The organism is Mycolicibacterium sp. XJ1819 (assembly GCF_053483675.1).
The window spans coordinates 1-12,087 of the sequence record NZ_JBEFST010000027.1; the positions used below are offsets into that span (position 1 = coordinate 1).

A 12,087-nucleotide genomic window follows, 5' to 3' on the forward strand; every position below is an offset into this window, starting at 1 on the left:
ATCAGGACCGATGACGATGCCGCCGTCGACCTTGGGCGCGTTCGCCAGAAGCGACCCCGCGCTGGCCAGCCCTGATCTGGAGTGGCATGTGCAGCCGTTGTCGCTGTCGAAGTTCGGCGAACCTCTGCACCCCTTCGGAGCCATCACTCCCTCGGTCTGCAATCTGCGGCCCACCTCGCGTGGCCATGTCCGAATCGCCGATGCGGATCCGCTGACCCACCCGAGGATCTTCTGCAATTACCTGTCCACCGACGCCGACCGCGAAATTGCCGTGCGCGGCCTCCGGATGACCCGGCAGATCATGTCCGCGCCGGCGCTGGCCCGCTACCGCCCGGAAGAAATGCTCCCCGGACCGCAACTGGTGAGCGATAACGACCTCCAGACGGCAGCCCGTGAACTGGGAACCACCATCTTCCACCCGGTAGGCACCTGCGCGATGGGTGCCTTCGACACCCGCGGTCTGCCGCGGTCGGCGGCCACGGTACTCGACACCGACTGCCGGGTATTCGGCGTTGCGGGCCTTCGAGTGGCGGATGCTTCGGCGATGCCCACCATCACTTCGGGCAACACCAACGCGCCGGTCATGCTGATCGCCGAGCGCGCAGCACGCGCAATCCTGGTCGACGGCGCCTAGGCGATTTGTAAATTCATCTCGCCGGCCAGTCGTCCTCGTCCTCGTCCTGGTCATCGTCGCGGTGCGCAGCCTCGATGACTTCAGGCGGTACTGGCCTCTGCAACCACGCCCGCATTCGCAACAGTCCACCGGCGACCGTACCGACGGCGAGCACGGCGACGATGATCCAGAGCGCGGTCGACATGTAGCAATTCTCCCCTTGTCCCAAGCGGCGTGAAGAACTTTCTCAGTTATCGTCTCCCCCACCCGCCGGCGTCAATGGTGCCTGCGCGAGCATCTAGACCGTTTAGCCGCCGTCCCTTCGCATGCACAGCGTGTCTGCTGGGCACAAACCACAACTGCCCACCAGCGCAGTCCAACATTGGCCCCGTGGGGATGTTCGTCGCTGTCGAATCGCGATATGTCACAACGAGCATGACTCCCCCTCGGGCGGCAGGGTCAGGTCGATCAAATAATCGGCAGCGATCTCGTTGACGCACGCGTTGGTGCCGGCCATCACGATGGTGTGGCCTTCACCCTCGACGGTGAGCAGCGCACTGCCGAGTGCCTTGGCCATGTTGACGCCGCCGGTATGTGGCGTGGTGGGATCGCCGGTGATCGACACGACCAGTGTCGCTGGCAGCGCGTCGATATCGGTGGCGTACGGGAAGCCCAACGTCGGTGCGGTCGGCCAGTGCTCGCATCCGTCGCGCGCACCGGTCAGGGGCACGCCGGGATCCATGAACGGTGCGGCCTCGAAGATCGCGGCGCGCAACGCATTTCCCTCGGGCTCGCTGAGCCGTTCTTCGTCCATGCAGTTGATGGCGTAGAGCGCTTCGGCGAAGTTGGTCCAACCACCCGCGGGATCGCGCAGTGAAAAGTCGTAATTCAGCTGCAGGAGTTCGTCACCGCGTCCCTGCTGCACCTGCGCAATTCCGGTGATGATGCGGGGCCAAGCTGCCTTGTGATAGAGGCCCGCGATGACCCCGCCGACGGCCTCGTCGAAGTCCAGATGGGTGGTCAGCGCCGGTAGCGGGGTGCGGTACACCGGGCGGATGATCTGCTGGAATGTCTCGGTGGCGCGAGCCGGGTCGCTGCCCAGGGGGCAGTCGGCCTGCGCGGCGCAGAAGGCGGCCATCTGCTCGAACGAACGCTGGAAGCCCGCGTACGCATCGACCCGGCGTTCGACGGTGCGCCGGTGTGGGTCGATGGCGCCGTCGAGCAGCAGCGCCCGCACGTTCTGCGGGAACTGCTCGGCATAGACGGCGCCCAGGCGTGTCCCGTAACTCTGCCCGAGAAATGTCAACTGCTGGTCGCCGAGCACCGCACGCAACACATCCACATCCCGGGCGGTGTCGCGAGTGCCCACACTGGCCAGCACCTCGGCCCCGCCCGAACCGGCGGCACACCGTTCGAAGATGTGCTTCGTATCCTCTGCTGTCCATTGCACCGTCGTGCCCTGCGTGCTCAGCAGGATGCCCCGGTCGGCCTCGGCGTCGGTGTAGCAGTCGATGGACGGCTCGGAAGCGCCCACTCCGCGGGGGTCGAAACCGACAAGATCGAAGCGCTCGGTCAACCGGCCGTCCTTCAGCGACACCGCCGTGGCTGCCGCGGCGAACAGCCCGGAACCGCCTGGCCCGCCGGGATTGAGGAGCAACGAGCCGACCGCGTCTCCTCGGGCCGGTATCCGCATCACCGCAAGATGGGCCGTCTTGCCCTGCGGTTCCTGATAGTTCAGCGGCACCTCCAGTCGCCCACACTCGGCGATCGGGGTTTGGGCGTAGACGGCGGTCTCGATCGAGTTGGTGGCATAACCCTGACAGGACTCCCAGACGATCCGCTGGCCATAGAACCGCTCGACTCCGGAGGAGGCTGATTCGACTGGCGTCGCTGCGCAAGCCGTCATCGCGACCGCCGACATCAGTGTCAGAAGTGCCGCAGACGTTCTCCGGATGCAATGCGTCATCGTGTCCGAGGTCTCCCGGCGGGGTTGGTTCGCAGTCAGCGATGTCGATGACAACCTACAGGTCCGCTGCTCGGTTGGATAAATCCTGTCCCCCTGGGCGTTTCCGAACTCAGACGGGTCATTTCCGGCCATGTCTTCGGGTCAAGCGGTCAAGAGGAGAAAAGCATGAGCATGGTCGACGTCTCACCATCCGGCGGTCCCGGACTCGACGAGTTGGTTCCCTCGCGCTACGCGGTGCAGGTCGGCGAGATCGACGTCTTGGTGATCAGCGACGGAGTATTACCGATTACGGCGCCGACACTGGCCACCAACGCCGACCCCGGCGACCTCACCGGATGGCTGGACGAGATGTTCCTGCCGCCCAACGTGCTGGACTGGCCGCTGAATGTGGTCGTCGTGCGCAGCGGCGGTCGGACCATCCTCGTCGACGCGGGACTCGGGCTGGAATTCCCGGACTTTCCGCGCGCCGGGCAGACGGTCCACCGGCTTGAGGCCGCCGGCATCGACCTCGCCTCGGTGACCGACGTGGTGCTCACCCACCTGCACATGGACCACATCGGCGGGCTGCTCACCGAGGGACTGAGCGCTCGGCTGCGGCCCGATCTGCAGGTTCACGTGGCGGCGGCCGAGGCCGAGTTCTGGGAGGCGCCCGACTTCTCCCGCACTTCCATGCCGCAGGGAGTGCCGGACGCATTGCGGTCGGCCGCTTCGCGGTTCCTGGCCGAATACCGTAACCGGTTGCGGCCGTTCGAAACCGAGTACGAGGTGGCGCCCGGAGTGCTCATCTCGCGCACTGGCGGCCACACCCCGGGGCACAGCGTGGTCCGGTTGGCTTCCGGCGGCGAGCGTTTGACGTTCGCCGGCGATGCCGTGTTCCAGGTCGGCTTCGAATACCCCGAGTGGCACAACGGATTTGAACACGATCCCGAGGAAGCCGCCCGTGTCCGCATCCGCCTGCTGCGGGAACTGGCGTCGACCGGTGAGTCGCTGGTGGCCACTCACCTACCGTTCCCCTCGGTGTGCCGGGTCGCGGCGGCCGGCAATGCGTTTCGTTGCGTGCCCACCGTCTGGGATTACTGACGCGGTCGGCTGTCGTCGCCGATGAAGGTGACGGTCTCGGCCAGCGGCGCCCGGCCGGTCCGGTGGTACGGCACAGTGACGTCCTCGTATCCGATCGACATGCCGCAGAACAGCACGAGGTCCTCGGGCGGCGCCACGGCGTCCGCGACGCTCTTGCGCACCTGCGACCACGCCATCTGCGGGCAACTGTGCAGCCCCTCGGCGCGCAACAACAGCATCACCGTCTGCAGGTACATGCCGAGGTCCGCCCACTGCGGTCGGCCCAAGTCGCGGTCGATGTAGCAGAACAGGGCGGCCGGTGCGCCGAAACAGTCCCAGTTGGCGATGGCGGCCCGCGCCCGCGCCTCCCAGTCCTCCCGTGCGATACCGAGTGCGCTGTATCGCTCCTTGCCGAAGGCGGATCGGTGCTCGCGGTACGGGGACTTGAGCGCCTGCGGATACATCACGAACTCCCGTTCGTCCCAAGGATCGCCGGATGCCACCCGTTCGGTGGCGACCTTCTTCAGTTGCGCGAGCGGTTCGCCGGTGACCACGTAGATGCGCCACGGCTGGATGTTGGATCCGGACGGTGACCAGGCTGCGGCCGCCAGGACGCGGCGCAGCACTTCTGGTGGTACGGGGTCGTCGGTGAACCCGCGAACCGCTCGTCGGGTTCTGACCGCTTCGTACACATTCACAGTGGGGAACCTCCAGTCGAGAAGCCGTTTCGGCCTGCCGAATTCAGTCTCGTCGTCACGGCCTCGACGCGAACCCTTGGTAGTCCGTAGTCCGCCGACTCGACGAAAATGTCTCTTGAGACAATGCGCTCATGGTCGAGCAGAGCATCTGGATGCAAAAGGTCGCGGCCGATCCCGGGCATTCGCACTGGTATGTAGAACGTTTCCGGTCCATGGCGCGCGACGGTGACGACCTGGTCGGCGAGGCACGCCTGGTGGACGCGATGGCACAGCGCGGTGCCCACATCCTCGACGCGGGTTGCGGCCCGGGCCGGCTGGGCGGGTATCTGTCGGCGGCCGGTCACCGCGTGGTCGGTGTCGACGTCGACCCGGTGCTGATCGAGGCGGCCGAACAGGATTACCCCGGACCGCGTTGGCTGGTCGGCGATCTCGCCGAACTCGACCTGCCCGCGCGCGGCATCACCGACCCGTTCGACGTCATCGTGTCGGCCGGCAACGTCATGACGTTCCTGGCCCCCAGCACCCGGGTCGAGGTGTTGGCACGACTGCGTGCCCACCTCGCGGATGACGGACGGGCAGCCATCGGGTTCGGTGCGGGCCGCGACTACGCGTTCTCCGATTTCTTCGACGACGCGACACAGGCCGGGCTCACCCCGGATCTGCTGCTGTCCACCTGGGATCTGCGGCCGTTCACCGAACAGTCCGACTTCCTGGTCGCGCTACTGCGGCCGGCCTAGACGTTTGTGTGCGTTCAGGAGCGCTCAGCGCAACAGAACGCACACAAATCGCTGAGGTAGCGTGACGGCTGTGAACTTCACCCGTGTGTCTACCCCCATCGCGTTCATGTCCGGTGCCGCCCTGCTGGCCGCAACACTCGCCGCGTGCGGTTCCGATGCAGAAACCGCCTCGTCGAGCCCCACCTCGGTGTCGGAGGTGGTGACCACCTCGGTCGACGAGACCCAGACGCAACCCGCCGCCAGCCCGTGCCCGACCGCGGCCCCGGAGACCGGTGGCACACCCGAGTGGACGCTTCCCGGCGCCACCGGCAGCGTGTCGGTGACCGGGTCGACGGACACCGCGGCGCCCGCCGTCGACGTGGAGGCGCCGTTCAGCGTCACCGAGACCCAGGTGCACACACTGCAGCCCGGCGACGGACCGGTGGTCTCGGATACCGCCACGGTCCTGGTCTGCTACATGGGGGTCAACGGGCGCGACGGGACGGTGTTCGACAGCAGCTACGAACGCGGCGCGCCGGTCGACTTCCCCCTCAACGGAGTGGTGCCCGGCTTCCAGAAGGCCATCGCAGGCCAGACGGTCGGGTCGACGGTCGCCGTCGCGATGGTGCCCGCCGACGGCTATCCCGAAGGTCAGCCCGCTGCCGGAATCCAGCCGGGTGACTCCCTGATCTTCGCGATCAAGATCCTCGACGCCACCGCCTGAGCGACCGCCCGGGAGCCGCCCGAAACTACAGTGCAGCCATGAGCCTGGTCACCTATGAGCTGCACGACCACATCGCCACCATCGCCCTCAACCGCCCCGAGGCCCGCAACGCGATCAACGGCGCGCTGCGTCAGGACCTCAACGCCGCCTGGGAGCGCTTCCGCGACGAGGAGGACGCCTGGGTCGGGATCCTGACGGCCAACGGTGACGTGTTCTGTGCCGGTGGCGATCTGAAGGACGGCGAGGGATCGGTCGGTACGTTCGCCGGCACGTTCTGGGAGAAGCCGACGATCAACTCCTTCGAATCCGGCATGGAGCTGTTCAAGCCGACCATCGCCGCCGTCCACGGTCCCTGCGTCGGATACGGCCTTACCGGAGTGTTGTTCTGCGACTTCGTGATCGCCAGCACCGCGGCCAGCTTCTCCTATCCCGAGGTGTCACTGGGCGTGCCGACCATCGTCGGAGCCATCCGCCTGCCCGAACGGGTGCGCTGGGCCAATGCGATGGAACTGCTGTTGACCGGGCGGCCGATCGATGCCGAACGGGCCAAGGAGATCGGCCTGGTGTGGAAGCTCGTCGAACCCGAGGCGCTGCAGGCCGAAGCCCGCGCATGGGCCGAGACGCTCACCGCGGCCGCTCCCCTGGCGCAACGTGCCACCAAGGAAGTCGCCTGGCGAACCGCCAACATGGGCTGGATCGAATCGGTGCGCTTCGGTGAGACCATGCGCAAGGTCGCCGCGGCGACCGAGGACGTGGCCGAGGGAATTGCGGCCTGGCGCCAGAAACGCAAACCCGACTGGACGGGACGCTGAGGCGCTTGTGTTCGGGCCCCACATACGATACTTCTAAACATTAAGATGATTTAGGCCAAGCTTCGTCGTGATGTGAAGGGTTGGTGCCGTGGACGACGCCGAGTTGCGCCTACGGGTCGGCGTCCGCGACCTGCTGGCGACCTATCAGTTCCTCGCCGACAGCGGCAAGACCCGCGAGCTGGCGCGACTGTTCCTGCCCGATGCGATGTTTGAGAACAACACCGCAAAGCTCGTCGGCCACGACGCGATCCTCGACTTTTTCGAACGCACCGGCGAAGCGTTCATCTCGACAGGCCTGATCCCCGCTCGGCACCACCTCAGTTCCGTCCACATCACACCGAAAGACGACGGCAGCGCGGCTACCTACGCCTGCTTCCAGCTCATCGGCGTCCGCGGATTGGACCACTGGGGTACCTACCGCGACGAGGTCGTCAGCACCGCGGACGGCTGGCGCTTCGCCCGCCGAAAAGCCAAGGTCGAGGGCCACGTCGAAGACTCCCCGACCGTCGATCTACTCGGTCTTCGATGAGGAGGAGAAAGCAGTGACAGGGTTGTCGGGTCGGGTGGCTGTGGTCACGGGCGCGGGACAGGGGCTGGGCAAGGGCATCGCCACGGCACTGGCCGACGAGGGCGTATCGGTTGCCCTGCTGGGCCGCACGCCGCACAAGGTCGAAGAGGTGGCCGCCGAGTTGACGGCCGGAGGCCGCGACGCGATTGCGATCGGATGTGACGTCGCCGACCGCGCAGCCGTGGACAGCGCCGTGGCCGAAACGCTGGACAAATTCGGCCGGATCGACATCCTGATCAACAACGCGCAAGGCGGTGCGCTCGGGAAGAGCATTCCCACAATCGATCTCACCGAGGAAGAGGCCCTCGAGTTCTTCCGCACCGGCCCGCTCGGCACACTGCATCTGATGCAGGCCACCTTCCCGGCACTACGCGAGTCGGCGAACCCGGTGGTGATCAATTTCGGCTCGGCGATCGGTGTGCGCGGCGCACCGCGGATGGCCGCCTACGCGATGGCCAAGGAGGCGATCAACGGGCTGACGAAATCGGCCGCGATCGAGTGGGGTAAGCACGGGATCCGGGTCAACCTGGTGTGTCCGGCGGCGTTGTCGCCCGGTGCGGAGAACTACCGCGACGAGAACCCCGCCCGATGGGAGCAACTCGAGCGCAGTATCCCGTTGCGGCGCTTCGGCGACGCCTACGATGACATCGGCCGTGCGGTGGTGGCACTCGTCGGCGATGACCTTCGCTACCTGACCGGCGCGACCATCATGCTCGACGGAGGGCAGGTGATGCTTCGGTGACCGACGCCATCGAGAAGTGGTGGTCGAAATATCCCGGATACCGAGTCGATCTCGCGCCGATCCATGGCCGCGTTCAGGTGACGCACGACGGCCAGGTGCTCGCCGAGACCGACGCCGCGGTGCGCGTCGAGGAGTCCAACCACGTCGACCAGATCTACGTTCCGCGGTCCGACGTGCGGTGGGAGTTGTTGACGCCCAGCGACACTCACACGGTCTGCCCGTTCAAGGGCGAGGCGTCCTACTGGCACCTCAACACGGTGGACCCTCCGCTGCTCGACGTCGCCTGGGCGTATCCCGAACCGTTCGACGAAGTCGCCGGACTTGCAGACCACGTCGCCTTCTATCCCGACCGGGTGCTCGTCGAACTCGATGACACCTGGCGGGGCGCCGAACCTGGATCGGGTCAGCGCCTGCGCTTGCCGGTGTGGGGCGATCAGTCAGATCTGCTGCGCATCATCGACGCGACACCTCAGGGTGACGGCAGATACCTTGCTCCGGTCTTGCGTGACCTGTATCCCGAGATGCCCGATCGACGGGGCCGGTTCCGCAACGTCGTCGAAGGTGGGCAGCTGCTCGGAACCGCCATCGGCGCCGCGTGGCAAGAACTTCCGGACCAGCGGGTCACGATGGCGACGATGAACTTCATCCGAGCCGCGACGTTCGACGAGCCACTTCAGGTCGACGTCGACGTGTTGCGCCGCGGCAGAACGTTTTCCACGTCGGAAGTGCGGATCACCCAGGGCGGTGTTCTGCGCAGCGCGGGGATGCTGCTCCACGACGTCGGCGCCGAGGACGTCATGCGGCATGTGGTGCCGGTGCCCGACGTGGCCGGGCCCGAGGAGTCCGAACCGCTGGACTTCGGGGTGTCCGGTCGTGAGATGCGCGTCGTCGACGGCGCATACCGCGCACCCGGGGATGCCGTGGGTCCCCCGGAGATCTATACGTGGTGCCGGTTCCGGGACAGCCCGTCGGAGCCGCGCCTGCACACCGCGTTGGCCGTTCAGTCCCTCGCGCACTGGACGATCTCGGCGTCGATGCGCCCGCATCCGGGAATCAGCGAGGAGTTGGCGCACGTCACGTTGGCGACGGGCCCGATGACGGTGACGGTGTGGCTTCTCGACGACCTCGACGTGACCGAGTGGCTGCTCTACGCCAACCCCTCACCGTGGGCGGGCCGCGGACTTTCGCAGGGCGAGGGGCGGGTGTTCACGCAGGACGGACGACTGGTGGCGACCTACGGCGTGCAGGCGATGGTGCGCGCGATGACGGTGTCCCCCGACGCGATCGGCGGTCCCAACCGGGCGATGTGACCGGGGTCGGGTCACTGCTGATCCGAGCGCTGCTCGTCCTCCGTTGTCGGACGGTCCTCTTCGCTTCCAGTGGCGGGCACATCGGTGGTCTCGGGTTCCTCCGACTCGCCCGGCGGGGTGGGTTCTAGCGCCAGGCTGCGTGAGCGCAGACCACCCAACCGGGTCCTGGACTGGTCTTCGGCCGGTCGCAGGCGGACCACCCGGCCGACGGCCCGGCGCAGCCCCGGTGGGCCCTCCTTCCGCAGGACGGAGCCGATCCGGCCCGCGCGGTACCGCAGCGGCGAGCCCAGGAACTCACCCAGCACCACGCCGCTGCCCAGGGCGAGCGCGATGGCGATGGCGGCCAGCATCTGGCGCAGGCCGTTGTCGAAATTGCCGTCGACGGCGAACGAGAACACCGCCCGGAACACGGCGAGCCCGGGCAGCATCGGCATGATGCCCGCGGTCGCGGTCACCAAGGCCGGCGCCTGGCGCCGGATGGAGATCAGAGTGGCGATGACACCGGCGCCGACCGCGGCGAATCCGCTCGCGACCACCTGTCCGAATCCCGCATTCCCGAGCGCGATCAGCACGGTCTCGGCGATTCCGGCCACCAACCCTGCGGTCAGGACGGCCCGCAGCCCTGCGTAACTCGCCACGGTCAGACACGCGCCGGCCAGCGCCGCGCCGAACACGGCAAGGAAAATCGGCAGCGCCGCTCGCGGCGCGACGAACGATTCGGTGGCGTCCACGTGCAGCGAGATCGATATGCCCGCAAGCTCGGCGACCTGCAGTCCCGCGAGAATGCCCACGACGATTCCGGCGGTCAACAGCACCGCCTCGCCCAGCCGCGCGATCGCGGTGAGCATGTAGCCGGTCACCGCGTCCTGCATCGCGCCGACGAAGGTCAGCCCGGACAGCAGCATCACGATTCCGGTGGCGACCAGAGCGGTCGGCCCCTGGCCGGCGAAGTAGTACGCCGCGACGGCGACCAAGGTCGCGATCGTCGCGCCGGTGACGTGCTGAAAGAAGAACGGCGTCCCGATCCGGTTCATCAGCCGCCCTGAACGGTCGATGACCGCCGAGGTCAGCGCGGCCAGCACACAGGTAAGCCAGCTGCCGCCGAGCAGCATCGCGATGCCGAGCGCGAAGCCGGCCCACCCCGCGGTCGCGACCCAACTCGAGTACGGGTGCGGTCGCTCGGTCAGCTCGTCCATGTCTTCGTGTGCCTGGTCGACGCTGACCCCGCCGGAGGTGACGCGCTGCACCAGCCGGTCGAGTTCGCCCAACCGGGTGTAGTCGGTGGACCGGGTATGCACGGATCGGACGATGGTGACCGGCGGACTGTCCGCGGTCGGAGGGGCCGACACGATCACGGTGGTGACGAAGATGTCCACTACGCAGTCGGTCAGTTGGTACGCCTGAGCGACGTCCTGAGCGGTGGCCACGACGTCGGCGGTGCCCGTGCCCGACGACAACATCACCTCGGCGAGGCGGATGGTCAGGTCCAGAACCTTGCGGGTGTGTACGTCGCCGACGCCCGTCGACGTGCGCCTGCGCTGGCCCGCCACGGGTGCCGGATCACGACGCCCGAGCAGCGCATTCCGGAGCCCGCGCCGGACGCGGTCGGAGCCGCGAATTGGATAATGCTCCATCGAGGTGCAGGATACGTCGACTTCGTCGAGTGCTGCCCTCAGCGTCAACGGGTTTCACCGTGACGCCGTAGGGCCGCCGCCGTCTGGCGGTCACAGGTCGCCGACCATGCCTTGCGCAGCGCGAACACCAGACCGGGACCGAACAGCGCGAGGCCCGCGACGGCATGCCAGCCGTTGTAGTCCATCCCGAGCACCTGCGCGGTCGGCGCATCGGGTCCGATCGCGAAACTCGGCTCGACGATGAAGCCGAGCACCGCCTGCACCACGTGGAACGCGGAGATGATCAGCAAACCAATCTGGGCGAAGCTCCACTTCACGACCTACTCCTGAGGTGGTTCGGTCGGACTCATCGAATACTACGGTCCGTAGTAGATTGGGCGCAAGACGTGTCCTGCGGGCTGGCAGACGGCCGGTATTGTAGGAGGCGTCAAATTACCGGTCGGGTGCAGGCGACGTCGCATCCCCTTCCGGAAATTGTCTTGCTTTGAAGTGCGAAGCCCATCGGCGGGCGTCGTTGCCCTGCGTCTTGGAGGTGTCCAGCTTTATGGCCCCGGCCCGTGTCCTGAGTGCCGTCGTCACCGCGGTGGCGTTCGCCGCGCCCACTGTTGCGTTCGCCGCCCCCGCAGCGGCCGACGAGAGCGAGTACCTGCGCAAGTTGCAGCCCAAGTACGAGTTCCTCAGTGCCGACCAGCTGCTTGCCGCGGGTGCGGCGGCCTGTGACGCCGCCCGACGCGGTGTCCCCGGCTCGGATGCGGCGGTGTCGGTGCAGCACCAGCTGGGCGTCTCCGGCTCCGCGGCGAGCACGATCGTCGCCACCGCCGTCGTTGAACTCGGCTGCTGACGCTGCGGCGCTACTCGTTCGCGGTGGTGCGCCGGCGGGTGGCGCCCCAGAGCCCGACGCCGATGCCGACGACGGCACCGCCCAACCCGATGATCTGCTGAGCGCGCGCCAACTTGTCGTGGGTGCTCAATCCGCCCAACAGGTCGGCGACATCGGCTCCGCCGGACGCCAGAAACCACCCCCGGGTGTCGCGACCGCGCGCGGCCGCGGCAAACAGCAATCCGCCGATCAGGGCGTCGCGGTAGCCCATGGACCGCAGCAGCAGTTGCGCGGTCGCCGTGGGCTCCTCGGAGTCTCCCCACAGCCGGTTCGCACGAAGCGGATCGACGAGAAACGAGATTCCGGATGCCAGGCGGATACCGCCCGCGACGAGGCCTGCACGATCCACGGACATGGCTGGCAGC

At 67.3% G+C, this 12,087-nt stretch carries 15 protein-coding genes; 9 read left to right on the plus strand and 6 right to left on the minus strand.

Annotated elements, in window-relative coordinates; translation table 11 throughout:
• Positions 1–634, plus strand: a 634-nt coding sequence (locus ABQE89_RS24190) for a GMC family oxidoreductase (RefSeq protein WP_448421400.1), incomplete at its 5' end; no start/stop codon positions are given.
• Between the two features lie 13 nt (positions 635–647).
• Here ABQE89_RS24190 and ABQE89_RS24195 read toward each other — a convergent pair.
• The gene (locus ABQE89_RS24195; RefSeq protein WP_448421402.1) at positions 648–818 is read right to left on the minus strand and encodes a hypothetical protein; all 171 of its coding nucleotides are present in this window, start codon (positions 816–818) and stop codon (positions 648–650) included.
• A 219-nt stretch (positions 819–1,037) separates the two neighbouring features.
• Positions 1,038–2,519 (minus strand): alpha/beta hydrolase, encoded by a 1,482-nt coding sequence (locus ABQE89_RS24200; protein ID WP_448421404.1) that lies wholly within the window; start codon positions 2,517–2,519, stop codon positions 1,038–1,040.
• 225 nt (positions 2,520–2,744) lie between these two features.
• Here ABQE89_RS24200 and ABQE89_RS24205 point away from each other — a divergent pair, with 225 nt between their 5' ends.
• Positions 2,745–3,659, plus strand: a complete 915-nt coding sequence (locus ABQE89_RS24205) for an MBL fold metallo-hydrolase (protein WP_448421406.1) — start codon at positions 2,745–2,747, stop codon at positions 3,657–3,659.
• Here the strand turns inward: ABQE89_RS24205 and ABQE89_RS24210 are convergent.
• Positions 3,653–4,336, minus strand: a complete 684-nt coding sequence (locus ABQE89_RS24210) for a nitroreductase (RefSeq protein ID WP_448421408.1) — start codon at positions 4,334–4,336, stop codon at positions 3,653–3,655. The two genes, ABQE89_RS24205 and ABQE89_RS24210, sit on opposite strands and share 7 nt — an antisense overlap.
• A gap of 131 nt (positions 4,337–4,467) precedes the next feature.
• Here ABQE89_RS24210 and ABQE89_RS24215 point away from each other — a divergent pair, with 131 nt between their 5' ends.
• The 6 genes from ABQE89_RS24215 (at position 4,468) to ABQE89_RS24240 (ending at position 9,208) form a co-directional block, all read left to right on the plus strand.
• A complete protein-coding gene (locus ABQE89_RS24215; RefSeq protein WP_448421410.1) occupies positions 4,468–5,073 on the plus strand; it encodes a class I SAM-dependent methyltransferase in 606 nt (201 codons plus the stop codon).
• A gap of 106 nt (positions 5,074–5,179) precedes the next feature.
• Positions 5,180–5,776, plus strand: a complete 597-nt coding sequence (locus tag ABQE89_RS24220) for an FKBP-type peptidyl-prolyl cis-trans isomerase (protein ID WP_448421540.1) — start codon at positions 5,180–5,182, stop codon at positions 5,774–5,776.
• 38 nt (positions 5,777–5,814) lie between these two features.
• Positions 5,815–6,588 (plus strand): enoyl-CoA hydratase/isomerase family protein, encoded by a 774-nt coding sequence (locus ABQE89_RS24225; protein ID WP_448421412.1) that lies wholly within the window; start codon positions 5,815–5,817, stop codon positions 6,586–6,588.
• An 88-nt stretch (positions 6,589–6,676) separates the two neighbouring features.
• On the plus strand, positions 6,677–7,117 hold the full coding sequence (locus tag ABQE89_RS24230; protein ID WP_448421414.1) for a nuclear transport factor 2 family protein: 441 nt from the start codon (positions 6,677–6,679) through the stop codon (positions 7,115–7,117).
• Positions 7,118–7,151: 34 nt separating this feature from the next.
• Positions 7,152–7,898, plus strand: coding sequence for an SDR family NAD(P)-dependent oxidoreductase (locus ABQE89_RS24235; RefSeq protein ID WP_448421416.1), 747 nt, complete (start codon positions 7,152–7,154; stop codon positions 7,896–7,898).
• A complete protein-coding gene (locus tag ABQE89_RS24240) occupies positions 7,895–9,208 on the plus strand; it encodes a DUF427 domain-containing protein (protein WP_448421418.1) in 1,314 nt (437 codons plus the stop codon). The genes ABQE89_RS24235 and ABQE89_RS24240 overlap by 4 nt, the downstream gene beginning before the upstream one ends.
• Positions 9,209–9,219: 11 nt before the next feature.
• Here the strand turns inward: ABQE89_RS24240 and ABQE89_RS24245 are convergent, their stop codons facing one another.
• Both ABQE89_RS24245 and ABQE89_RS24250 read right to left on the minus strand, forming a co-directional pair.
• Positions 9,220–10,842 (minus strand): threonine/serine exporter family protein, encoded by a 1,623-nt coding sequence (locus tag ABQE89_RS24245; RefSeq protein WP_448421420.1) that lies wholly within the window; start codon positions 10,840–10,842, stop codon positions 9,220–9,222.
• Positions 10,843–10,886: 44 nt separating this feature from the next.
• The gene (locus ABQE89_RS24250) at positions 10,887–11,159 is read right to left on the minus strand and encodes a DUF4383 domain-containing protein (RefSeq protein ID WP_448421422.1); all 273 of its coding nucleotides are present in this window, start codon (positions 11,157–11,159) and stop codon (positions 10,887–10,889) included.
• Positions 11,160–11,386: 227 nt separating this feature from the next.
• Here ABQE89_RS24250 and ABQE89_RS24255 point away from each other — a divergent pair, with 227 nt between their 5' ends.
• Positions 11,387–11,683: a DUF732 domain-containing protein gene (locus ABQE89_RS24255; RefSeq protein ID WP_448421424.1), complete on the plus strand. Its 297-nt coding sequence runs from the start codon at positions 11,387–11,389 to the stop codon at positions 11,681–11,683.
• A gap of 10 nt (positions 11,684–11,693) precedes the next feature.
• Here ABQE89_RS24255 and ABQE89_RS24260 read toward each other — a convergent pair whose 3' ends face one another.
• Positions 11,694–12,077: a DUF4267 domain-containing protein gene (locus ABQE89_RS24260; RefSeq protein ID WP_448421426.1), complete on the minus strand. Its 384-nt coding sequence runs from the start codon at positions 12,075–12,077 to the stop codon at positions 11,694–11,696.
• Positions 12,078–12,087: the final 10 nt, after the last annotated feature.